Consider the following 24,823-nt stretch of genomic DNA (forward strand, 5'->3'; position numbering starts at 1 on the left):
TCATTATGGTTTGCCATATTCTGAAACGGAAGGTATTACAAATACATAGAAAAATGATTAAAAACAGGATACAGGGGCTCGTTGCTTTTTCTTTTACCGTACTTCTTTTTTCCTGTTCAGCCACAAAACAGGTGGTTGAAATCGGAAATGCTGAAAATGTGGCTTCCCAAACAGACTCACTCTATATGGAAATCCAGCGTGTAGGTCTGGAAGCCACCAAAAATAATCATGTGCCCGGAGTAGCCATAGCAGTTATCCAACATGGAAAAATAGCCTGGACACAATGCATCGGGTTTGCTGATATGGAAAGTAAAAAAACAATCACTACAGAAACTATTTTTAATGTGGGTTCTGTATCCAAAATGGTATCTGCATGGGGAATGATGCAAATGACTGAAAAAGGGCTCATAAAGCTGGATGATCCAGTTGATCAGTCACTGGTACGCTGGAAATTACCTGTATCTCAATATGATATCTCAAAAGTTACTTTACGACGTATTCTCAGCCATACAGCAGGGCTTTCGGTGCATGGGTATGGAGGTTCAGAGCAGGGAGTTCCACTGTTAAGTTTAGAAGAATCACTTTCTGGCAAGACAAAAAGAAACGGAGAAAGTGTACGCCTGATTAGTGAGCCGGGAACGAAATGGGAATATTCGGGTGGTGGCTATACACTTGCACAATTACTGCTGGAAGAAAGAACAAAAGAGAAGTTCGCGGTTTATATGGAAAAGAATGTTTTTAAACCTTTAGGACTGAATCATACCCACTATGAATGGACTGAAGATATGATGGCAGGTTCTGCAACTGCCTATGATGCTTCAGGGAAACCCATAAAGAACAGGGTATTTACAGAACAGGCGGCGGCAGGATTGCAAACCACAGTTCTGGACCTTGCTCATTTTGCTGAGCTATCCATAACTGCTGATTCAGATCAATTGAATAAAGTTTTGAAATCAACAACGATACAATTAATGGAGAAATCGGTTGTACCATTTTCTGATCAGGAAAAAAGTGGTCTGGGCTACCGGTTCATGAATTATGAAGGGCTTGAAACAATTGGACATACCGGCGAGAATGAAGGCTGGAGTGCCGGGGTATTTATGCACCTGCCCACAAAGAGCGGCATTGTAATAGTCTGCAATGGTTCTAATGGAGACCGCGTCTGGTATCCCATTTACCAGAGCTGGGCAAAAAGGATCAAAGAGCATTGAACATTACTTCATTCTCTTGAGGATGATATTGAAACTGTTTTACCAGGTTCAATTGATAATAAAGGGTTTCAGGCGTGTGATAAATGATAGTTAAATTTTCCATGGGTGGAATAGTTGTTAAATTGATAAAAACAAAATCAGAAAACAAGATACTAAGAAGATCTGCAGTAATTTCTGTTGATTCATAAGGGTTGGAAACAGTATAAAATATAGATGGGTAAATTTATGTTGCGTCAAGTTCTGTCGCTGCCCTTCTCTATCTTCGTATCAGAAAAAACTTAATACCAAAAATAAAAAATGATGACAACAAAACAGATTCAAGACCCGAAAACAGAAGAATTAATAAGCTTGCTTGCTGTAAATAGCCAAACTCCACTACCTGTGGATAATATCATATATTTTAATAAAGAGTCAGGAGATCCTGCTCCATATTATAAAAGGTATATTGAAAATTATATAGATCCAAGATGGTTTGGAGCTGAGGGAAGCGGGACAATAGATGACTCTGCTGCATTCAAAAAAGCAGTGAGCTTTTGTCAGAAATCAAAATATAAGATCCTATTAATACCGGAAGGCTGTATTTTTGATCTAGGAGCGCAGCTTATTGATATTGGCGAAATTACATTATGCTTTACAGGTGGAATTATTCAGAATGCTACTTTAAAAGGTTTTAGTTCAGATACATACGCGCCAACTTCGTGGATTGATGCGGGATGCTATCAAATTTTCATGGCAAATGTCGTCTTAATGGACAACTGGACTTCAACCCAGGGTACTGTCTGGGCAGACTGGTATGGCTCTATTGCAAACAATTATGGATCAACAGATCTAAAATATTCTGTTGAGGCTCTTAATAAAGTATTTAAAACAGTAACCTTAAATAAAGGACATTATTTTTCCGATAAATGCAATATTCAGGTAAATAGCTTGATAGGGCAGGGAATTGACAGTACAATTATCGATATCAGGCTTCAGAAGGATGGTGATTATGGTTTTTTGATTGGGAAAAAAGGAGGAAATACAAATGAAAGAACCTTCAACAATGTTATTAGCAATCTTTATATCAGTATGGATTCAGAAGCAAAGAGTCTTAAAGGAACTGCAGGTATTGTTCTGGGAGCTACACAAGAACCATTGATTGAAAATGTTAAAATTAATAATGTTGAAGCATTCGAAACAGAAAATGAGCTCAGAATTTTTACAGAAAATATTGAAACCAGATATCAGGAATTAAACTGTGGACTGTTCATAGATGGATTGGGAGAGCTGGCGACTATCAGTAATTTAATGACAATGTCTCAGGTTGGTATTTTTTATAAAACATCTTTTGATTTTATCAATTTCGAGGATTATACGCATTGGGGTGGAGCCCATGATTTTTCTACTGTTTTTATTGCTGGCAAGTCAGGATCTAATAGTACATTTACAGGAAGCCAAAGTTGGAGCAAAGGATTATTTGGATTGTATGCCATGCCTGCTGACGTAGAAGCCAATTTTACGAACTGGCTGATAGAAAATTTACGAATAGAGCAACTTGCTGAAATAGAGTATGCTAACGGGAAGTATATGGGAGCCAGTATTTATATTGGAAATCAGATGTGGCTTAATAATCTTATTGTAAGAAATGCAATGTTGGGCGGAACATCAAATGGAGTTATTCTGAATAATCTTAAAACAGGTTATGTGGAACTGGATAATATCAAACAGTATTTTAATGCTCATTCTAAAACGGCTATTCAAGTCAGTTTTGATAATAATAGTGTTAGCTGTATAAGTTTAAAAAATGTACAGATAGATGGTGAATTTGATCTTGTAAATACAGCTATAGTTGATAATAGTTACAGTCTTATAGATTCTACAAAAGAAGGGATTTCTCAAAAAATTATAAGCAACCGGAATTGTGTTAAAACTTCTGTAAATGGAAACATAATTTATAAGCAGAAAGAGTTTATTGCAAAAGACAATATAAGCTACTTTTCAATTATTAACACTAAGCCAAGCGAATGGCCAGATAATCAAAAATGTAAAAAAATTGATATCTCAATAATTGGGATTAATCGCGCTTATTATATAAAATTTTATTATTTCAAAGACGGAAGTTTCAGAATTGTTGATGTTTCCAAAAATACAGCGCAAGAGCCAGAAATTATTGTAGGCCCGGGAATCATTGCAAATAAATTTACTATTGTAAAAGGCGACCACCTGTTTCTTTTTAACCGCCTCAATGAAGCTGTTCAGGTTTTTATAGATCATGAAGACCTGATATACTAAATGATAATTTTTCAGCAGAAATTTTCATGCGATTGCTTGTTTCTACTGCATCAAAATCTCCAAAGTCTCCTGATTTTGGAGATCTGCTGTGTACAGGTTTTTATCCTTTTTTAATGGGATTTCTGTTTCTCCAGTCTTAATTTATCTGTGACAGATTAATATTCAGGAATTTACTTCTTTGGTTTCAATGAAAAATTATCCAAATACACTGCCTGATGGACCCCATTCAGTAAAACTTTCAGCCCTAAATGAGTTTCTTTTTTTACAGAAATATTGAATGTTTTCTTATCTCCTGTTATTTTGGAAGGTTTCGCTATTGAAACATATGATTGGGTATCGGAAGTATTGCTTACTGAGAAAATTTCCAGGGTGGTTTCTCCTCCGTTGTCAGAAATATCAAGACTAAGACTATAGTTTCCAGCTTTAATTTTTGGAGTAACCAAATACATATTTTCTCCCGGACTGTACATTGAGTAAAATATAATTTTTTTGTCACTGGCATACAACATGGTCTTTCCTCCTGCCTGGGCAGTCCAGCATTTGTTAATATCTTTCCATGTATCAAAATTTTCTGTGATCGTGGATACAGCTTTACACTGTGCCTGTACAGTTAAAAATCCTCCCAAAGCCACCATTCCGGCCAATATGATCTTTTTCATAGGTTATATCTATTTTACTGTAAAAATAGATAAAAAAGGCTAGTAGAACGGTGTTTTATAAAAAGAACAAACCGATAGGCAGAAATAAATTTTCAAATGCCGGTTTGCTAGGGCTTGATTGAAATGTAATCTCTATAGTCAAAGAGTTTGGAACAGGCTCAACAGAAAAATAAGTTTAACTCTGGCTGCCAGGCTTTTTACATTCCTTTGCATTACATATCAAGCCTGTAGATAAATTCCTCAATCTCCATTTGCCGGGCATTGGCAAAACCTTTATCAGAACCGATTTTGATAAAGCCACATTTTTCCAGCACCTTCTGTGAGCCGATATTGTCAAAGGCAACACGTCCAACAATAGGCCTGGCCGCTTCAATGGTAAGAAAATCTTTCAATGCTGTTGTTGCGATACCTTGTCCCCAGAAACTTTTATCGATCCAATAGGTGATTTCTGTATGGCCTTCCAGGACAAACTTTGCAATACTTCCTGCGATCACAGTACCGGCCATAATAGTTTGGTTGTTGACGGTCGGATCATTCAGTAATCTGGTATATTTGGCCAGATAGGCTTCTTTATTCTTGGAATCCTGTGAAGTAAATGCTGCCAGATAATTGGCTTCATGGTCAAGCTGAATCTGAAAAAGAAGATCTAAATCAGTAACCAGAGTGGGTCTTAATTTTATGTCTTTCATATTGAGTGATGGGTTAAAGTATCTTCAAATATAGAATTTATTAGCCTATTTTTCGCCCATTATAACCTTCATAAAAGATTTTATTTTGAACTAACTTATGTGAACTAAAGTGTTTTAAGATAAAGGCTTTTGAAGCTTTTATGCCTAAAAAAAACAAATCTCAAGCCTTTTTTATGATGGAATAGAGTAGGCCGGAATCATAAAATTTAATACAGATTTAATGCTGAGGTTATCCCGGTAAAAACGGAATCTGCTAGTTTCGTACACAATTGATAAACTTATTATATACTGTTACACCCTAAAAAACGAATCATGATTCAAAAACAAATACTTGGATGGATGCTTATGCTTATGGTAGTGAGCGTTGGATGCCAGCATAATGAAATAGCTTTAGTTTCAATGGAAGAAGAACTTTCGTCAAAATCCAATGCCAGCAGAGTGGCTACAGAGGTCAGTGTCAATCCTTATGCAGACACCAGTACATATATTAGTTCAGGTTTTAGTTTTGTAAGCCTATCCCAGGTTAATAAAAACCGGCAGGCTATTGGCGGAAATGCATACACCGAGGTCTACGGATTCAATATCCCGGAAGAAAACAGAGTAAGAGGAATCCGCTGGAACACCGATGATGAAACGACCCCGATCTGGCGGCCGCAGGGTATTGCAGGATTTACTAAAGATGGCGTCCGTTACCTGTTGGTGAGTTGGTATGCAAAAGATGATGCCGAATATAAAGGTTCCCGCATTACCCTGATTGATATTAGCCCAAGTTCAGGCACCTACCTGACGTATCGGCATATCTTATTGGTGCAGCCTGATATCCCAGCCAATACTACCACACATACCCAATATGGTTCTTACGCTCCACTAAAAGTACATGCTGGTGGGATTGCCTATTTTAAAGGTAAGATTTATCTTAGTAGCACGAATCTCGGGGTCCGGGTATTTGATATGGATAAAATAATTGAAGTCAGTACCGGGGACACCACCAATGAGAAATGCGGTAAAGATGCCAACGGTAACCTGTTCGCCTTCAACTATCGGTATATATTGCCTCAGACAGGATATCAAAAGATCAATAACGCCAGTCCTTTCTCCACTATACAGGTCAATGAAGAAGGTACTCAATTCTGGACCGGCCAATACTATGCAGGCAGTGCCGACGCCTCTATTGTTCCTCAAGTCTTTGGCTTTCCTGTGGATGCCAATGGAACACTTCAAAACTCAGGAATTGTTGCCGTAGCGCCCAAAAACAGTCTTTTTGCTGATAACCACGCCCATGGCATCCAGGGCGTATTCCGGAAAGGAAACAGAACATGGCTTTCCTGTACCGGATCCCCAAGCAACTCTTATGGTTCCAATGCCAGACTGGCAAGATACACCGATGGAGCCGATGATACCGTACGTTACCGATGGCCCTATGGTGCAGAATCCCTCTACTATGAATCCCAATATAACTATCTGTGGAGCCTCACAGAATATGAGCCCAATGCCGGAGCACAAAATGGCAGCCAGGTCAATAGATGTATTTTTGCGGTGGATTTTTCAAAGTATGAGTAGTTAAAGATCTGCTGCAAGGTATCGAGGGTTCGAATACCTTCCTTTCTGTAAGATTTGACGAGAGTGAGATCCCTCCAAATCCATGAAAAATAGAATTAGGATTTTGTAAGAGGTAATTTTGTTTAAGTTGACAAATAAGTTTTTGCATGAAATAAAAACTTCCAAAGATGTGAGAATATTAGAAAATAATATTACGGTTTCCCGTAATTAATACGTTGTTATCTCCTGTATGTTGGCAGATAAAAAACTTATATGATACTAACCTTAATTAATATCTCATTTGGTATTGGTGAATTTTTTTCAACGACATTCATAATTTTATTCATATTATCAATATGTGTCCGTCTCTACAGGATTTCTAAATATGAAAAATATAAAAATTCTAAATATGCAATATCATGTCTTTCAATCGTGTTAGCTTTGCATTTAGTAGTTTTTCCTTTTTTATATACGTTAATGCTCAAAAATAATCCTGCTAGTTTTGAGTTTAAAACTGCTATTCATGATAGTCGAAAACAGTTGGTACTTAATGAATGGATTGATGATTCGAAAAATATTCCTTATCAAATTAAATACCTTGAAAATATTAAGCTTTCGAATTATACTGTTTTAAACAGACAATTAAAAGAATTTAAGCAATTAATTTTTACAGAAAATAGTATAATACATTCAGATTTTGGTATGAATATTCCTGGAAGAAATTCTATAGCAACTATTTATATATTTGATAAAAAGGGTGCTTTAAAAAAGAAATTAGATAAAACTGGAGACCAAACTGAATTAGAAACTATGAAACTTGGTAATGTAGTAACAGAAGATATTAATTATCTTAAAAATGAACTAAAATATTACAAAGTTAAAAAAGCTGAATTAGACAGAAATAATTTTTGGACTTTTACAACACTGCTTCCATATAGTATATCTTCAATATTTACCGGAAATATGTCTCCATTAACACCAATGGCTAATATATTATACACCATTCATTATGTTATAATCTATTGTATTGGGATAGGAGTCTTTCTTCATTTTTTAATTAGAAATTTGGACTTAATTATTAAAAATCGAAAATCTTAACTTCAATTCTTTTGCCCCCCTACTGGTGCAAGTGTCCCGTTTGTATCCCCATCGCTGCCGCACGAATCCTTTTGTGTGGTTTTTATTCCAATCACTTTTTCATAAAGTTTTTATCTTTATAAAAACATAATTGATGAGTCGTAATTACAAATTCCACAATCCTGAAGGTTGTATTTCATAAGTTTTGCTGTTGTAGGCTGGCTGGATGTTTTTATTAGAAATGAATATAAAGAAATTTTTTTAGAAGGTTTAAGATTTTGCCAAAAGAGTAAAGGAATGGAAATACATGCGTGGTGCATTATGTCGAGTCATGTACACTTAGTTTTCAAAAGTATAAACGGACAGAAACCAGAACTTCTGATTGGCGATTTAAAAAGGTTTACAAGCAAGGCAATTGTAGCAGCAATCAAAGAAAACCCTATAGAAAGTAGAAAAGAATTTTTATTAGATTTTTTCCTTAAAGAAGGCTCAAAAACTTCAAATGTATCCCAATACCAATTTTGGAGGCATGATAATAAACCTATTGAATTGTGGAGCAACAGAGTGATTAGGCAGAAAATTAATTACGTCCATCAAAATCCTGTAAAAGCAGGTTTAGTATTCCTTGCAGAAGATTACAGATACAGCAGTGCAATGGATTATTCTGATGAAAAAGGACTTTTAGATGATATTGTTGTTTTTAGAATGTTTGATTAATAGTATTAAATACCACACGAAAGGATTCGTGCGGTAGCGGGGGCTGGATGTTTTTATTAGAAATGAATATAAAGAAATTTTTAAAAGTGTATATTCGGCAGTTAAAAACGAAAAGTTATTAATACAGGTTAAAGTTTATGCAAAATTTGCTCAGCCATCGTCAGCTAGCATTTTACGCTATCTGTTAAAAAAAACATTAAATTAAGAAACAATGGACAAAAATGATTTTGAAAATTTCAAGCAAGAGGTAAGTTGGTTTGCAGGACAAAATGATAGCGTTGAAATTAAACATATCATCAGTAAAACTTTTAGTCCGGAATTTATCAATACATTTCCAACTTTATATCAACTATTACTACAATCGACTTCAATTTTGAGTGTTGATATAACAACATCTAAAAACAAAAAAGCAAACTATTACCTATATACTTGGACGGACAAGAATGGCTTTAAATGTAGCTGGTTATGCAAGATTGAACAAATTCATACTGAAATTGATATTTTATCTGAACATCAGTTACTCTTAGATGAAATGGGCGGTATAAAGGAAACTTATCACCATTTTGATACAGAAACCGAAATGCTTACCGATAATCAGAATTTTATTTTTATTAAATCCGAACTCACAAAAGGCTTAGGTGACTGGATTGATCTATATGACCAGGTTTGTAAAGATGAAAATGTAAAACAAATTGATACAAAAGATCTGATTTGTTTCGCCGAAGAAGCGAATGGAAATGAAACCTTTTATAATTCAAACACAAAGCAGGTTTTACTTTTTGCTACTGACCATAGTTTTGAAAATGTTGAAGTTTTAAAAGGGCAATCAGAATATACATTTTACACAATTAATCATGTAACGACATTTGTTGATTATGTAGAAGCTCTTGCTCAGCAATGGTTAGAGAATATTGTATCAGAGGGGTTGTAAAGTTTTGAATGAATATCAACCATTGATTCAAAGCATTTCCCGTTGCGCAAAGTCTCCTGACTTTGAGCCAATAAAATAAAAACATTCCTGTAAAACATACTCCAAAGTCAGGCGGCTTCAGCGAGTAACGTTAAAAAAACTAGCGGACAAGAAGATAGATTCCAAGACCAATTGCAGCATAAGCTGTAACCGTAAGAATATCAGCTATAGGCTGTGAAAAACGTTTTTCGGCAATTTTCTCGGCATTGATCTGGTTCTTATGAAATTTTAGAATTTTCTTAGGATTATGAACCGGGTGTGCCACCAGGCTGTCGCTTTCCCACTTGTCAACGATTACTTTATAGGATCTGCCTTCAACGTCAATTTTAACATTTTTACCAGCTGCCAGTTTCTCCTGAATATTCACAGGAGCAGGGGCTTGTGGTGCGTTCAGGCTTTCAGCTGCCGTATTCTGCATTTGCGGAGCAGTAGTACCAGTAAGGGCTGTATTCTTTTTAGAATCCTGCTTATTGTTGGCCGCTGGATCCACTTGTTTTTTCACCTGGTAGGTATAGCAACTGCTAAGAGAGAATGATATAATGATGAGATAAAGATACTTTTGCATGAGCTAAATTTAAGAATTAAACGGAATATGTAGGAGTTTCTTTTGAAAGATCCTGTAAAAAAATATCAAAAGACTCTATTTTTATGAAACCGTTGTACAAAGTCTCCTGACTTTAAGCCTGCAAAATAAAAAAAATATTTGAACATACTTCAAAATCAGGAGACTGCAGAGAACAGGAGAGTGGAGATAAAAATCCTTTTTATTTTTGATGATCCATAATAAAAATATACTTTTGTAATCAACAACATAAAGTTATGATAACAAATTATGTTGTTTCCTCTAAAAAACTAAAAACTAAAAACTAACCAGAAAACTAATTACATCATGAAAAATGAACAAAACTACGCTGTACCCATTCTTACGGATACATCAAAACTCATTGTTTCCAGCAAATTAAAACAACACTAAGTATTACAATTTCTTTAGGGTCATAAACATATAGAACCCATAGGATTTATTTGATTATTTCTTCCAATCAGAAGTAAAGAATATCTGGTATGAAGTATAACCGGTACTTCGCTTTCGATCTGGGGCGGCAATATCTTTATTGAAGTTGGGGACGTTTCATGGGGTGTCAGTGATGATGCTATATGATCTATGCAACCCTTTAAAAATCAATGTTTATTCATTGATTTAAATCCTTATACCATAATCCTGTGCTCAGCAAAAGGGTGATTTGGAAAATGGCAGTTAACGAATGATTTAAAACCAAACAATATAATTTAAACTTATTAATTTTTACACTATTATGACAAAGAAACTACTAACCATTGCCTTCACAGGCTTATCATGTACTATGGCTTTTGCAGCAGATCTATATGTTCGGAATGGGGGAGCAGGCGGTGCTTATCCTACTGTAAGTACAGCAATCACAGCCGCTTCAGACGGGGATCGTATCATCATTCAGCCTAAAGCGAATGGAGAGGCTTATGTAGAAAATCTGACTATCAACAAATCGCTGACTTTTGTTTCCGAAACCAATTATGCCAAGTATATCATTCAGGGAAATGTAAGCATCAATCCGGCAACAGGAAGAACGGTGACGATCAGCAATATGAGCTCAGGCTATTACGGCAGTTATAATGTACAGGCAAATTTTCCAATAGGTACAGGAAGAACTTTCGTTAATATTGTGAACTGTGATCTGCATAATGTTTTAACAGATAAAGTGAATTTCACTACCAACATCTCCGGTTGTACGATTAGTGGAATCCTGAAGTTTTCTCACGGAAGATGTACAGCTAATAAAGCAGAAAGTATTGCCGTGGTAGCTACGCAGGACAACAGTCCTATTGGATCTGATATTGAGGTTTACGGGAATGTATCCAACTCATTTATATCCAATTCACAATCCAATTATAATTTTAAATTCAGCAATAATTTTTGTACCGGTATTTATATTTATAATATTAAACACGGAAGCTCTAACGAAATCATTAACAATACCATCTATAATCCTATTCCCGCAGATACGGCTCCGTTGTACGTTAACTTAGGTAATAATATCAATTCGGGAAATATTGCTATGATGAACAATGCCGCTTCTTTTGAAGTAGGAGGGACCAATGCCTGCATTCAAAACAAAAGTAATAGTGTTGCGATAACAGCTAACTATAATGTGTTCACCAATGCTTTTGTAACAGAAGGTAACATGACGCAAAATGACAATTCAGGATCATTGAACCTGAACTTCGACAATGTAGCCTATACGGTAACCGGTATGAATGTAAATGCCGGAAATCCTGGTATAAAATACACTGATCTGGACTTAACAAGAAACGACGCCGGGCATTATGGAGGCTCTAACAGCTGGATGAATTACTGGCCGGCAAATAATGGCAATAAACCTCAGGTAAACTATCTGTCCACTCCAAGATCTGTTACCAGTGGAACATTTAACATCAGCGGGTCTGGTTTTTCTAAATAATTTCTAATGATATAACAATATGAAAAATTATATCTACAGTATAATTGCTTTGTTGACGGTCATGCTGTGTCCGGCACAAGTACTGATCAGCCAGGCAGAATATTTTTGGGATATTGATCCGGGAACAGGAAACGGAACTCCGGTATGGGCTGCCGACGGAACTTTCGATAACGTTGTTGAAGAGCTTTCCAAAACAGACATTGCCACACCGGGCAGCGGATTACATAAATTCAATATCCGTGTCAAAGACAATACGGGAGTTTGGGGACCGGTTTTTACCAACATTATTGATGTTCAGCCCAATCAGAGCTCTGCCATTATAGCTGTTTCCCAGGCGGAATATTTTTGGGATACTGATCCGGGAGCCGGAAATGGAAATCCAGTATTGGCGGCTGATGGAACTTTTGACAGCGTTATTGAACAACTCAGTGCAACAGGAGTCGCTACACCGGGTAGCGGTTTGCATACATTCAGTGTCCGCATTAAGGACAATATGGGAATTTGGGGACCGGTTTTTACTCATGTCATTAATATCCAGCAAGCTTCGGTATCTCCGGTAATTACTGTTTCTCAGGCTGAGTATTTTTGGGATACTGATCCGGGTGTGGGAAATGGAACCGCTTTATTGGCTGCTGATGCAAACTTTGACAGCTCTTTTGAGCAGCTGGCTGATACAGGAATTGCTTTACCCGCTAATGGCTTACATGTATTTAATGTCCGTATCAAAGATAATACGGGTGTTTGGGGTCCTGTTTTTAGAAATGTTATTGATGTACAGACCACAGCTTTTACTGGCTGTTGGCAAATTTTTACTACAAGAGGAGACCATTCGGTAGGACTCAAAACAGACGGAACATTGTGGGCATGGGGTGTTAATGGCGATGGACAATTAGGGGACGGAACCACAACTGCCAGATCTGTTCCTGTAAAAATAGGCACCACAAATGACTGGAAAAGCATTTATGTAGGCCATAAGCATACTCTTGCCATTAAAACAGATGGAACACTATGGGCCTGGGGAGATAATGCATTTGGGCAATTAGGTGACGGAACTTTAATTGACAGAAAGGTTCCTACTCAGATAGGAACAGCAACGGACTGGCAAAGTCTTGGTGGCGGAATTGAACATTCGGTAGGACTCAAAACCGATGGGACGCTCTGGACATGGGGACGTAACGGCTATGGGCAGCTGGGAGATGGAACTACCATATCAAAAAATATCCCAACACAAATCGGTACTGCTACCAATTGGAAAAGTATTCGTGCTGCCAATTATCAGACGTTAGCGATAAAAACCGATGGAACACTGTGGGGATGGGGAATTAACAACTATGGACAACTTGGAGACGGAACTACAACTTCAAAAAATATCCCAACACAAATTGGAAATGCTGCTAATTGGAAAAGTATTGATACAGGAGTGCAACATTCGGTAGGACTTAAAACCGACGGAACGCTATGGGCCTGGGGAAATAACGGTAACGGACAGCTTGGAGACGGAACTACCATTTCAAAATATACCCAAATACAAATAGGAACAGCAACCAACTGGCAAACTGCAGCGGTTGGAAATAGTTTTACATTTGCAACAAGGACAGACGGAACGGTTTGGTCATGGGGCAGCAATAACTTTGGACAGTTGGGTAATGGTACAAGTACAGGAAATAGTACCACACCTGCACAAGTAGATTCTTCTTCAGATAACAAGCAGGTTTTTGCCGGAGAGAGTCATATTCTTGTACAAAAATTTGATGGTTTTCTAAAAGCTTGTGGACGCAATGACAATGGACAGTTAGGTGACGGTACAAAAGTTAACAAAAATACGTTAACTGCTATGGCTTGTCCCGGATACTGTATTCCTCCAACACCATTTTCATCATCCAATATTACTTCTGAAACGGCTAGTCTAAACTGGACAGCAGCAACGGTGACTCCTGGTCAAGGATATGTGTATCTTTACAGTACCAGCCCAACACTTGGAGGTATTCAAGGAGGTGTTCCCTCTACTTCTACAACAGCAAATCTGACCAATTTACTACCTGATACCACGTACTATTGGTGGGTGGGATCCAATTGTGGATTCAGCCCGTTTGCCTGGATGCCGGGAGGTTCCTTTACTACACTTCCTACCAGCGCAACAGGCTGCTGGCAAAGTGTGAGTGGAGGTATTGATTACTCAATGGGGATCAAAAAAGACGGAACGCTATGGGCCTGGGGAAATAATTATGATGGCGAGCTGGGAGACGGAACTATGATCAATAGAAATATCCCAACACAAATAGGGACCGAAAATAATTGGACGAAAATAGTGGCTGGAGCTTATTTTTCAGTAGGTATGAAGACCAATGGATCCATATGGACCTGGGGAGAGAATAGCAGAGGACAGTTAGGTGATGGAACTACAACCACCAGAAATATTCCAATGCAGGTAGGAACTGCAACAGACTGGGTGGATATTGCAACGGGGGGAAAGCAGACATTTGCTATAAAATCAGATGGAACACTTTGGGCCTGGGGGTATAATAACAGGGGACAGTTAGGTGATGGTACAATCATCAACAAAAGCATACCTGTACAAATCGGTACCGCAACAGACTGGCTAAGTATCGCCTCCGGAGAAGCTCATACCCTTGCTGTAAAAACAGATGGAACGCTATGGGCCTGGGGGTATAATGACAGAGGACAGTTAGGTAATGGTACCGCCATAGCAGTAAGTTCCCCTACTCAAATCGGAACGGCAACGGATTGGAAAACTGTTACTGCAGGTACCGATCATTCGATAGCACTGAAAACAGATGGAACGCTATGGACCTGGGGGTATAATGACAGAGGACAATTAGGTGATGGTACTACAATTTCAAAGAATATTCCGACACAGGTAGGAACAGAAGCCAACTGGCAAAGTGTGAAGACTGGCACATATGGTTCTACTTTAGCCATAAAAACAGATGGAACACTATGGACCTGGGGCTATAATGGCTGGGGACAATTGGGAGATGGTACAGAGATAGACAGATCTACACCCATACGTATCGGAACCGCAACTGATTGGCAAAGTATTGCAGCAGGAGCTAATAATACGCTTGCTGTAAATACTAAAGGATTTCTGGCAATCAGTGGCTATAACCTCAAGGGACAGTTAGGAGATGGTACTTATATTCAGAAGAAAATTTTTATACCTGTTGCCTGTGGTACAGGTAGTGTGACTGTTCATAAAGTTTCTAGTTTTGCTAAAGCCGGTTTAACTGTTGATGAAGTTTCAGCAAAGGCAGATCAGCTGAAAGTTTATCCCAATCCTGTACAGGATATCCTGACCATTTCATTTGATCAGAAGATGCTGTCGGTATCGGTTTACAATGCAGCCGGACAGCAGGTACTTACGAAGGCAATCAATGATACTAAAGGAACTATTGATGTTTCCGGACTTGTATCAGGAGGTTATCTGGTTAAAGTGAACACTGCTAATGACCTGATAAGAATGGTGAAAGTTATCAAGCGGTAAATAGTAAAACTTTAATACCAAAAAGGTTTCTTTAGACCTTAAATCTTTCAAATAGCGCCACTTATCTTTAAGTGGTGCTGTTTTTTTTAACTAATCGCTATCTTTAATACATCATCAAAACAAAAATAATAACCCCGTTAAAACTTTAAAATCATGATAAAAACAGCAGTCTCTGGTTTCCTTCTCTTCAGTCTTTTCCTGGTAAGTGCACAAGCCATCGAGTCGGGAAGCCACAGCACGACGGGCTACATCAAACCGGACGGCACGATTGAAAACAGCAGCCATTCCACCGTAGGATACATCAGGTCAGACGGGACGATCGAGAATAAAAGCCATTCGACCATCGGGTATATCAAAAGTGACGGCACCATAGAAAACGAAAGTCATTCTACCGTAGGGTACGTTAAAAAAGAGGGCACGGTAGAAAACAGTAGTCATTCCACCGTGGGTTACATCAAAGATGATGGAACGGTGGAAAGCAGCAGTCACAGTACTATTGGCTATGCCAAAGGCGTTAAAAAAGACTGGGCAGCAGTAGTCTATTTCTTTTTTAAGCTAGATTGATCCTTAGCACCGCAGAAAACATAAGGAAATTAGCCAACAATTTCTGATCATTAATTAATAGGTAACGGAGAATGAACGTACTTATATTAAAAAAAACGGCTTTTGCCGCTTTTCTAATATAAATGATATGTTGAATATCTTTTAAATGAGTTTTAGTAACTCTCCTGCCACCTTTTCGGAAGATGCAGGATTTTGTCCGGTAATCAATCTTCCGTCAACAACCGCATAAGGATTCCAGTCCTCAATTTTACTGTATACACCGCCATTCCTTTTGAGCATGTCCTCAACCAGAAAAGGCACTACGTCAGTTAATTGTACGGCGTCCTCTTCAGTATTTGTGAATCCGGTAACATTTTTATCCTTTACCAGATACTCACCATCTATTTTCACATCCTTCAAAACCCCAGGTGCGTGGCATACAAATGCTACAGGTTTCTCATTGGTATAAAAATCAACGATAAGCTGTTGCGAAACCTTATCTTCAGCGAGATCCCACAATGGACCGTGACCCCCAGGATAAAATACGGCATCAAAATCTTCACTTTTAACTTCCGATAATTTGTGTGTATTTTTTAATTTATCCTGTAATACCTCATCATTATCCATTCTGCGCGTAGCATCGGTCTGAGATGATGGATCTTCACTTTTCGGATCAATTGGCGGAAGACCTCCCTTTGGAGATGCCAATGTTATTTCTACTTCTTTATCAGATAATGCATAGTAAGGAGCTGCCAATTCTTCTGTCCAAAATCCGGTCTTCCTACCGGTATCTCCTAATTCGTCGTGACTCGTAAGCACGAATAAAACTTTTTTACTCATTTATATGTATTTAATTAGTACTGTAAAGTTGGCAATATCATTCTTTTAAAAAAAGGATCCAAGTCACTATTTATATGTGATCCATATCACACTTTAGAGTAAAAAGAGACAGATAGAAATTATCTTACACTGTCATAGATTTCCATTATTCTGAAAGACGCTTAGACCTTCAGTCTTGTAATTGGTGGTATTATATACCCCTTCGCTACCGCACGAATCCTTTCGTGTGGTTTTTATTTCAACCACTTCCTCATAAAGTTTTTATCTTTATAAAAACATAATTGATGAGTCGTAATTACAAATTCCACAATCCTGAAGGATTATTTTTCATAAGTTTTGCTGTCGTAGGTTGGCTGGATGTTTTTATTAGAAATGAATACAAAAAAGATTTAGAAGCAAAGCCATTGTTACGGCAATCAAGGAAAATCCTGCAGAAAGCAGAAAAGAATTTTTATTAGATTTCTTCCTTAAAGAAGGTTCAAAAACTTCAAATGTAACTCAATATCAATTTTGGAGACATGATAATAAGCCTATTGAGTTATGGAGCAACGGGGTGATTAGACAGAAAATTAATTATGTAGATCAAAATCCGGTTTAGTTTTTCATACGGGGCACAAATACTAAAAAAGCCTTTCAAGGAGCTTGAAAGGCTTTTTTAATGTAGTCAGAAATATATTATTTAAAAATTTCATTCTGATAAAGAATACGGTCGTCTTCGTCAAAACTGATGATCAGTACCTTATATTGTTTGGCGGTGTCGTTATTGAAAAATTTAATTCTTGGTGGAACGTATTCGCTGTCGAATAAATTAGGGTTCCAGTAGAGTGTTTCCCGGGTATCATTTTCAATTTTCTTTGCAGGATCATCAGTATCGAGGGTTTCAATAAGAAATTCCGAAGGTTTATCATAGCCTTTTATGACAGATGAGTTGTTCTTTTGAGCTTCTTTTTGATTGCTCTTAGGCTTCATATTCCCTCTCATTGTGTAGATCAATACTGCATTACCCACCAATCCGGATCCTTTTATGATTTTTACCATAGCAATATTGCTTATAGGAACATTCATAATCATGCCCGGTTCAGTAGCCATTTCATCTAAATAGAGCTGAGCCTTGCTGCCACGAATGTAGGGAACATTCTCTCCTGAGTTATTTCTTTGAAATACTAAGCCGGCTGCCCTTCCTTGTAGCCATGCTAATATATCGGTTGATCCTGCAGCATGCTGGTCTTCATTGACAAAGTCGAATATCGTAGAATTCAGGGAATTAAACATTCCGGTAGATAGTTGACTGTTTAATTCTGCTGTTGGATCTTTCTTTTTTCCTGTTAATTTTACTTCTTCAATTTCTACATCAGTACTCCCGTTTTTTTGATTGTTTTTCTGACTGTTGATGGCCCTGGAAATTGATGGAGGAAGGGTTTTGTTTCCGCTGGTTTTTACCAGGGTATATTTTGTACCTGGAAAATTGCCTTTAAATGGTGTGGGCGTAACCAGTGGCTCTACGGTGACGAATAGATTATCAGTGCTTGATTCCTGATTCTTTTCTGAAGTTGCAAGAACTGAAACGTTCAAAGGTTCAGAATAGTTAAGATTATCTAAATAGATATATCCGTTTTGGTCTGTTTTGGATGGGGTAAGCGTGGGTTCGTTTTTGCCTAATTTCAAAGCTAAAATTACACTGGAGTTAATTAGCAGGGCATTGTTTTTAATAGGTTTTATCCTGTAAGAAAGAAATTGTTGGGAATTCGTTTTAATGGCTGGTACAGATCCACTAAGTAGGAAATTCCAGTCAAATCTTTTCCATTTTTCAGAAATAAGCAGTGCATCCAACGCTTCAGTATTGGCATTTTTAGAAAAATATTGGGCCGGACTGTCTATTTTTGAAGTAAAATCTCCCGTTAACCAAAGACTGCTCAGTATATTTTCTTCTTCCGGGCTCTGGGTACCGCTATCCTCACTTACCAAAACAGTATAATTTTTAAAGTACGATTCCGGGGAAAGATCAATACTGTTGAAAGATCTTGGTGTCTGCTTTATATTCTGACCTATAATTTCTGCTTTCTCAATATGTAAACTATTAGGTTTTACGAAGCAAAGTCTTTGGGCCACCAGATGGTCTTGCTCATCAAAAATGGCCAGCTGTAAAATACCGTTGGCTTCATTGTTGATTTTTGCAGGAATAAGACTGGAAGCTTCATTGATCAATTGGTTAATATTGGCTTTGTAAGCAAGATGATTATTGATGGTTCCTACAATTTTATAGTTCTGAAGTTTTTGTTTTAAATTAACTCCTTTTAAGCTATATTTAATTCCTTCTTTAGAGTTGGAAATTTCTAAATGAACACCACTGTCTGCAACTTGTGGCAGATCTACGGTTTTGCTTTTACCTGTATTATCCTGAATGATAGCCTGATACTTTTTTCCTAAAGTTGGAGTTATGGTAAAAGATGAAACATTTTTATCAAAAGAGGTAAAGGTAGTAATGGGTGCATTGGGATTTTGCGTATCTATTACTTTTCCCGTCCAGGTTGCAGGTAGAGAAGTATCGCTTGATAATCTTACGGCAAATTTTGTAGGCATACCGTTAATGAAAGTTCCCCCTTCCGGAAAGACTTTAGCAGACCAATCAGAACCTTTAGCAATCACTAATGATTCTGTGGAGGCTGGATTGTAAACAGGAATCGTTTTAACAATCTGAAAATCTTCATTAAAATTGGTCATGTAAGGCGTATAAGCTCTTATAAAATAGACTTGCTCGGGAAGGCTTTCTTTCAGTTGAAAATCTCCGCTGCCTTCACCGTTAGTCAGAAGTACAGTTTTCCAGTCTATTAATTTTTTATCAGAACTGTACAATTCCACAAATAAAGTAGTAGATAATGAAGAACGGTTATAGCCCTCAAATACAAAACTTTTAAACCAGATTTTGTCACCGGCTGCATATTGTGATTTGTCAGTCAGTACGTATACTTTTTCCTGTTCGTAATTATTCTCAAGATTTGTAATTGCCTTTTCTAATTGAGTTTGTGCCAGTATAGGTGATACAAGTGAAATAAGCAATACACAGAATATATTTTTCATAGAAATATGAGTGCATTTAATTCTGTGCTAAATTAATCATTTAAGAGCTTTAAAAATTGATATTTAATCTCTTTATTTTTAGAAAAAGAAATCAGATTGATTATCCCTTGATATGCTTCAAACGCTGTGGAGCAGTTTCTATATTAATTCAGATCATTAACCTGTTTTAATACAAAAGAATAATGTTTATAAATGCAGGTTTCAGGTGGTAACAATAGAATCCAAATTATTAATTTTTTCTAAGCGGGCCATAGCAGATATACTTGAAAAAAACAGGAAGGGTTTCTAAGCATGTCTTCAGTTCAGTTTTTGATATGCCCGCATTGCAAAGAAGTAAGCGACCAGCATAATTCCTGTGCACCATGCCAGGGCAATCCATATTTCATGACCTGCCGGCTGATTTGAAAGTAAAGCACGGATAGTCTCCACAATTGAGGTTACAGGCTGGTTTTCTGCAAAGGCACGGACCGGTCCGGGCATCGTCTCTGTTGGTACAAATGCCGAACTAATCAGAGGAAGGAAATGAATAGGATAAGCAATTGCGGTTGCTCCATCCACTGATTTTGCAGATAATCCGGCAATGGCGGCAATCCATGCCAGAGCCAGCATAAAAAGTATAAGTATACCAGCTATGGCAAGCCATGACAATATGCCTGCCGGTGAACGGAATCCCATTATTAATGCAATGAGAACAATAATAATAAGTGAAATAAGGTTAGATACCAGTGAAGTCATAATATGTCCCCATATTGCGGCTGAACGTGCAACCGGCATGGAATGGAACCTTTCAAATATACCCCGCTGCACATCATTAAACAAACGATAGGAGACATAACCAATGCTATTGGCAATAGCAATGATCAGTATGCCCGGCAATAAGTAATTTACATAATTGTCTGATCCTGTTTTTATTGCTCCCCCGAGCACATAGACAAATAGCAGCATTAAGGCAATTGGCATCACAGTGACGGTGATGATTGTATCTGCGCTGCGCATTACATGACGCATAGATCGGCCAAGCATCACCTTCATATCTGTAAAAAAATAGGTTTTAATTGTTTCCATAATTTTCTTTTTTATGCGATAATTGAAAGAAATATATCCTCCAGGGTTGGCTGTTTTTCAATGTATTCTACTTTTGTCTGAGGAAGCAGTTTTTTCAGTTCAGCAAGTGTGCCGTTCACAATAATTGTCCCCTTATGGAGAATGGCAATTCTGTCAGCAAGCTGTTCAGCCTCCTCCAGGTATTGGGTGGTAAGAAATACTGTGGTACCATTATCAGCAAGCTCTTTAATAATTTTCCAAACTTCAATACGGGCTTCCGGATCAAGCCCTGTTGTAGGTTCGTCAAGAAAAATAATCTGTGATTTTCCTACAAGGCTCATGGCAATATCGAGTCTGCGAAGCATCCCTCCCGAATAAGTAGAAGCCCTTCTGTGGGCAGCATCATTTAATCCGAGACGTTTTAGCAGATTGTCTGCAACCAGTGTTGGGCTTCTGAGGTGTCTCAGTTTGGCGATCATTATTAGATTTTCCCTTCCTGTGAGGATCTCATCTACAGCTGCTGACTGCCCGGTAAGGCTAATTGACTGCCGCACCATTTCAGGGTTCATTTCTACATCGAATCCGTTTACGGTAACCTTTCCGCTATCCGGTTTCAATAGGGTAGTAAGGATTTTAACAACCGTAGTTTTGCCTGCACCGTTGGAGCCTAGCAGCGCAAAAATACAGCCTGCTGTGATGTCAATATCTACTCCTGTCAATACAGGAACGTTTTTATAAGATTTTCTCAAACCCTTCACCGAGATGGCCATTTTATTTTGTGACATAGGTGTTTTTTATAATGTTAGTATGGTGACTTCAGTCAAATCTGCCTTTCCATTTTTTAAAAAAGCATAGGTGATCTTATCCACTTTGCAGTTGATAAACTGAACACGTTTTAAATTGTTGTTTTTAAAGAAAGTATTAATAAGAGTTGTATTCTGGAATATGACTTTCTTAAAACTGCAATTTTCAAAACTGCAGTCTTCTAATGTACCTTCAAAAACCAGATCTGCAAGTTGTGTGGCATAAAAAGAGGTAGCCTTCCAAGTCGCCTTTGTGAGAATGCTTTTTTCCAGTCCGCCGGATTTAATAACCACTCCGGTAAAGTCAGCACCCGTGAAATCACATTCACTTATATGGCTTTCAGAAAATTCAGTTTCTTGTAGCGAGCAGGCAGTAAAGATATTGTCGGATAAATAGGAATTGAAAATGCGGCTGTTTCCAAAATCTGAATGGGAGAAGTTGCACCCTTCAATATAGCTGCTTTTTTGAAGATTTACTCCCTTAAAATGGGCATCAGAAAAATCACATCCTTTGACATAGCTTTTTGAAAATTCAGCTTCTTCCAACGAAGTATTCCTAAAGGTATTGTTGAGTAAATGGGAGTTCTGAATATGACTGCTGCCCATATCCGAATTTGAGAAATCACAACCCTCTACATTATTGTTTTTTAAAAGAAGCCCCGACATTTCTGAACCGATAAACAGACATTTCTGCATATTGGAGGAACTGAATTTTTCATGCAGGTTTTTCAACCCCGAAAAGTCAGTATCCACCCAGCTGCCATTTGACATATCCCAGATCAGTTTTTTCTCCTTTTTTATAGATGGCATTTCATCCATCTGTGTCATATCAGGTATAGCTGCCTCTATTTCTGTACTCTCAAGACTTGGGTTTTCCGAAAAATAATTCAGATCAACTTTTAGAATTTCTGCCAGACGGTTTAAAGTAATAATATCCGGCATTGATTCCCCACGTTCCCACTTTCCTACAGCCTGAGGGCTGATGAACAGCTGTTCAGCAAGCCTGGCTTGAGAAATATTTATTTTCTTTCGGGCCTCAACAATTTTACTGCCGATCATTTTAGTATTTAACATATATTGTATTTTTATTTTAGTTTTTCGACACTACAAAGGTAGAATAGATGTGTTAATAGAGTCTCAAAATACACAAAACATATAGTTGTATTTGCACTACTTATAGTTGTTACTGACAACATAAAGTTGTTTTTGTTGAAATCTACAGAATGATATGCCTGGCTATGGCTGAAAGAGATTTTATTGGATCATTTAAAATCAATTTCCAATTCAATTATTCTTGGTTCACCTTATTTTAACAGATTATAAATCATATCTCTGTTTTATTCTATTTTCTAAAAACATGGTCCTGAGATAAGATGGTTTCGTTGAGAGCTGGGTGTATTTCCAACTTTTTATAAGATAAATTATTAAATAAATATGGTCTGAAATTTGTATTCGGTTTATCTCCAATTTTACTAAGATCAACATTGTAACCATAACAAAATATTATTAAAGATATGATAATCGATGAAAATCTTTTGCTCGACAATGGAGCAGTATATGAGGAATATTCCGCAAAGGAAATTATCTACCAGAATGGAGATACACCGCATTATTATTTCCAGATTATAAGTGGAACTGTAGAATTGAATAACTACCACGAAGATGGAAAGGAATTCACCTTAAACATTCTTTCTGAAGGACAAAGCATAGGGGAATCTCTGCTTTTTGGAAATAAAAAGTATCCGATGAATGCTATTGCAAAGACCGACACCAAGGTACTGAAATTAGCAAAATCCAGCTTTCTTCAACTGATCTCAAACAATCAGGAAATTATGTTTAGACTATTCGGGCACCTCTCAGATAGGCTTTATTATAAGTATATCATGCTGTTTAATAATTCAGCGATAGACCCACAGTCCAAGATCAAAGCATTGCTGGATTATTATAAAGAATATTTTAGCAGGGAAAGAGAACACTACCAGATCCCGCTGACCAGACAGCAGATTGCAAACCTGACAGGATTGCGGGTAGAAACAGTAATTCGTGCAGTAAAAAAAATGGAAAAGGATAAACTGGTTACTATTAAAGACCGGCAGATCTATTATTAAATTAGTCAAATGCTCACCCGTAACCAATGATTTTTTTCATTTTGAGCTGTGTTGCAATAATAAAGATGGCTTCAAAAAGCTGCTGGAACAGATCGTAAGGTCAGTATTTTCACTTTTGAAATAACTTATCCAGAATGCAGACGACGATTTTATGGTGAATTGTTATAAATTGAAAATTCAGAATAATAAATCATACTCTTTAAACATTGAAAAAATGACAAATATTTTAATTAAAGATTTAATTCAGCAATTGAAAGATGTTGAAAATGCTGACTTGTGGATTGACGAAAACTTCGAAAAAAAACTTTTACAGGTTGATGAACAAACGGCTTTTGAGCGCCCTATTCCGGATATGCACAGTGTTGCGGAAATTATCTCACATTTAACAGAATGGCGTAAAGAGGCTTTTAGCAGACTTAAAGGGAACCCAAGAGGTCTTGAAATGACGGATGCCTCTAATTGGCGAAGTAATGAGGATCTCAAAGTAAAAGGCTGGGAAAATCTGTTAAAGGAATTTTATATCAGCCAACAACAGATTATATCATTTCTGGAAGAAAAAGATGACGACTATCTGTATAGTCCTTATCTATTTGCCAAACCGTCTTTTCCGCATAATTTCCAGTATCTGGTAACAGGACTTATCCACCACGATTTTTACCATCTCGGACAAATCGGTATTACCATTAAATTTTTAAAAAAGTAATTTCCAATCAGTTTTCAGGCTTCATGTTTAATCTTTTATACCGGATAGTTAATGAGCCTGGTTAATATGCTTGTTTTATTATGATGCTGATCTCGCCGTTTCGCTCAATATAGATGACTTTGACCTGATTTAGATCATCAGTCATCGCTCTTTTCCTCAGTTCCTGCATAATATCTTCTTTATGCAGCTGTGCCCTTTCCATATTGGCCTGTATAAACTTACCGTCCTGAAACACCATAATTTTATCTCCCTCAACCAGATGGATGAAACGGCTGCTTTTCCCTTTATACCAACTGAAAAATCTGTGTAAAAGGACAATTGCTGTACATGTTATGGTAACTGGAATAAAAGGGGAGGCTCCCACTACTGCACGGCTCAGAATGGCACCCAACAGCATTACAATAATGTTATCGAGAGGAGATCCGATGCCAAATGATCTCCTGCCTGAAATACGGATCAGGATTAGAGCGAGTACAAAAACCGTGACACCTCGACATGCCATTTGGAGTGTATTTAATGATGTTCCGTTTCCCCAGAGTTCTCTTAAAGAATCCATAAGTTTCATTTTAAACAAAAA

General features: G+C 37.4%; 21 protein-coding genes. 12 read left to right on the forward strand and 9 right to left on the reverse strand.

Annotation, left to right across the window (positions count from 1 at the left end; all coding sequences use genetic code 11):
* Positions 1 to 53 precede the first annotated feature (53 nt).
* Together MP478_RS01445 and MP478_RS01450 are read left to right on the forward strand one after the other, a co-directional pair.
* Positions 54 to 1,211 carry a serine hydrolase gene (locus tag MP478_RS01445; protein WP_257199367.1) on the forward strand — a complete coding sequence of 386 codons (1,158 nt, stop codon included), beginning with the start codon at positions 54 to 56 and terminating at the stop codon, positions 1,209 to 1,211.
* A 297-nt stretch (positions 1,212 to 1,508) separates the two neighbouring features.
* Positions 1,509 to 3,482, forward strand: coding sequence for a hypothetical protein (locus MP478_RS01450; protein ID WP_257199368.1), 1,974 nt, complete (start codon positions 1,509 to 1,511; stop codon positions 3,480 to 3,482).
* 170 nt (positions 3,483 to 3,652) lie between these two features.
* On the opposite strand, the gene MP478_RS01455 is transcribed toward MP478_RS01450, so the two are convergent.
* Entirely contained in the window at positions 3,653 to 4,141 is a 489-nt protein-coding gene (locus tag MP478_RS01455) for a hypothetical protein (RefSeq protein WP_257199369.1), read from the reverse strand.
* Between the two features lie 212 nt (positions 4,142 to 4,353).
* The gene (locus tag MP478_RS01460) at positions 4,354 to 4,830 is read right to left on the reverse strand and encodes a GNAT family N-acetyltransferase (RefSeq protein ID WP_257199370.1); all 477 of its coding nucleotides are present in this window, start codon (positions 4,828 to 4,830) and stop codon (positions 4,354 to 4,356) included.
* A 312-nt stretch (positions 4,831 to 5,142) separates the two neighbouring features.
* On the opposite strand from MP478_RS01460, the gene MP478_RS01465 reads away from it, so the two are divergent.
* The 4 genes from MP478_RS01465 (at position 5,143) to MP478_RS01480 (ending at position 9,094) form a co-directional block, all read left to right on the forward strand.
* The gene (locus MP478_RS01465; RefSeq protein ID WP_257199371.1) at positions 5,143 to 6,390 is read left to right on the forward strand and encodes a hypothetical protein; all 1,248 of its coding nucleotides are present in this window, start codon (positions 5,143 to 5,145) and stop codon (positions 6,388 to 6,390) included.
* Between the two features lie 252 nt (positions 6,391 to 6,642).
* A complete protein-coding gene (locus MP478_RS01470) occupies positions 6,643 to 7,467 on the forward strand; it encodes a hypothetical protein (RefSeq protein WP_257199372.1) in 825 nt (274 codons plus the stop codon).
* 168 nt (positions 7,468 to 7,635) lie between these two features.
* On the forward strand, positions 7,636 to 8,163 hold the full coding sequence (locus MP478_RS01475) for a transposase (RefSeq protein ID WP_373691654.1): 528 nt from the start codon (positions 7,636 to 7,638) through the stop codon (positions 8,161 to 8,163).
* 211 nt (positions 8,164 to 8,374) lie between these two features.
* A complete protein-coding gene (locus MP478_RS01480) occupies positions 8,375 to 9,094 on the forward strand; it encodes a hypothetical protein (RefSeq protein ID WP_257199373.1) in 720 nt (239 codons plus the stop codon).
* 139 nt (positions 9,095 to 9,233) lie between these two features.
* On the opposite strand, the gene MP478_RS01485 is transcribed toward MP478_RS01480, so the two are convergent.
* Positions 9,234 to 9,698, reverse strand: coding sequence for a hypothetical protein (locus MP478_RS01485; RefSeq protein WP_230035870.1), 465 nt, complete (start codon positions 9,696 to 9,698; stop codon positions 9,234 to 9,236).
* A 748-nt stretch (positions 9,699 to 10,446) separates the two neighbouring features.
* On the opposite strand from MP478_RS01485, the gene MP478_RS01490 reads away from it, so the two are divergent.
* The 3 genes from MP478_RS01490 to MP478_RS01500 all read left to right on the forward strand — a co-directional run bounded on the left by MP478_RS01490 (position 10,447) and on the right by MP478_RS01500 (position 15,691).
* Positions 10,447 to 11,625 (forward strand): hypothetical protein, encoded by a 1,179-nt coding sequence (locus MP478_RS01490; RefSeq protein ID WP_257199374.1) that lies wholly within the window; start codon positions 10,447 to 10,449, stop codon positions 11,623 to 11,625.
* Between the two features lie 19 nt (positions 11,626 to 11,644).
* Entirely contained in the window at positions 11,645 to 15,127 is a 3,483-nt protein-coding gene (locus tag MP478_RS01495) for a T9SS type A sorting domain-containing protein (protein WP_257199375.1), read from the forward strand.
* A gap of 153 nt (positions 15,128 to 15,280) precedes the next feature.
* Positions 15,281 to 15,691 (forward strand): 5-fold beta-flower protein, encoded by a 411-nt coding sequence (locus tag MP478_RS01500; protein WP_257199376.1) that lies wholly within the window; start codon positions 15,281 to 15,283, stop codon positions 15,689 to 15,691.
* A 141-nt stretch (positions 15,692 to 15,832) separates the two neighbouring features.
* Here the strand turns inward: MP478_RS01500 and MP478_RS01505 are convergent, their stop codons facing one another.
* Positions 15,833 to 16,510: a type 1 glutamine amidotransferase domain-containing protein gene (locus MP478_RS01505; protein ID WP_257189398.1), complete on the reverse strand. Its 678-nt coding sequence runs from the start codon at positions 16,508 to 16,510 to the stop codon at positions 15,833 to 15,835.
* A gap of 284 nt (positions 16,511 to 16,794) precedes the next feature.
* Between MP478_RS01505 and MP478_RS01510 the strand changes: the two genes are divergently transcribed.
* Positions 16,795 to 16,968: a hypothetical protein gene (locus MP478_RS01510; RefSeq protein ID WP_257199377.1), complete on the forward strand. Its 174-nt coding sequence runs from the start codon at positions 16,795 to 16,797 to the stop codon at positions 16,966 to 16,968.
* Positions 16,969 to 17,185: 217 nt separating this feature from the next.
* Here the strand turns inward: MP478_RS01510 and MP478_RS01515 are convergent, their stop codons facing one another.
* From MP478_RS01515 to MP478_RS01530, 4 genes are all read right to left on the reverse strand, one after another.
* On the reverse strand, positions 17,186 to 19,588 hold the full coding sequence (locus MP478_RS01515) for a hypothetical protein (protein WP_257199378.1): 2,403 nt from the start codon (positions 19,586 to 19,588) through the stop codon (positions 17,186 to 17,188).
* A 297-nt stretch (positions 19,589 to 19,885) separates the two neighbouring features.
* Positions 19,886 to 20,653 carry an ABC transporter permease gene (locus tag MP478_RS01520; protein ID WP_306592460.1) on the reverse strand — a complete coding sequence of 256 codons (768 nt, stop codon included), beginning with the start codon at positions 20,651 to 20,653 and terminating at the stop codon, positions 19,886 to 19,888.
* An 11-nt stretch (positions 20,654 to 20,664) separates the two neighbouring features.
* Positions 20,665 to 21,417 carry an ABC transporter ATP-binding protein gene (locus MP478_RS01525; protein WP_306552712.1) on the reverse strand — a complete coding sequence of 251 codons (753 nt, stop codon included), beginning with the start codon at positions 21,415 to 21,417 and terminating at the stop codon, positions 20,665 to 20,667.
* A gap of 9 nt (positions 21,418 to 21,426) precedes the next feature.
* The gene (locus tag MP478_RS01530) at positions 21,427 to 22,509 is read right to left on the reverse strand and encodes a pentapeptide repeat-containing protein (protein WP_257199379.1); all 1,083 of its coding nucleotides are present in this window, start codon (positions 22,507 to 22,509) and stop codon (positions 21,427 to 21,429) included.
* Positions 22,510 to 22,949: 440 nt separating this feature from the next.
* Between MP478_RS01530 and MP478_RS01535 the strand changes: the two genes are divergently transcribed.
* Together MP478_RS01535 and MP478_RS01540 are read left to right on the forward strand one after the other, a co-directional pair.
* Positions 22,950 to 23,543 carry a Crp/Fnr family transcriptional regulator gene (locus MP478_RS01535; protein WP_257189394.1) on the forward strand — a complete coding sequence of 198 codons (594 nt, stop codon included), beginning with the start codon at positions 22,950 to 22,952 and terminating at the stop codon, positions 23,541 to 23,543.
* 214 nt (positions 23,544 to 23,757) lie between these two features.
* The gene (locus MP478_RS01540; RefSeq protein ID WP_257189393.1) at positions 23,758 to 24,246 is read left to right on the forward strand and encodes a DinB family protein; all 489 of its coding nucleotides are present in this window, start codon (positions 23,758 to 23,760) and stop codon (positions 24,244 to 24,246) included.
* Between the two features lie 61 nt (positions 24,247 to 24,307).
* On the opposite strand, the gene MP478_RS01545 is transcribed toward MP478_RS01540, so the two are convergent.
* Entirely contained in the window at positions 24,308 to 24,802 is a 495-nt protein-coding gene (locus MP478_RS01545; protein WP_257189392.1) for a DUF421 domain-containing protein, read from the reverse strand.
* Between the last annotated feature and the right edge of the window lie 21 nt (positions 24,803 to 24,823).

It is taken from the genome of Chryseobacterium sp. WG14 (genome assembly GCF_024586945.1).
GTDB lineage: Bacteria > Bacteroidota > Bacteroidia > Flavobacteriales > Weeksellaceae > Chryseobacterium.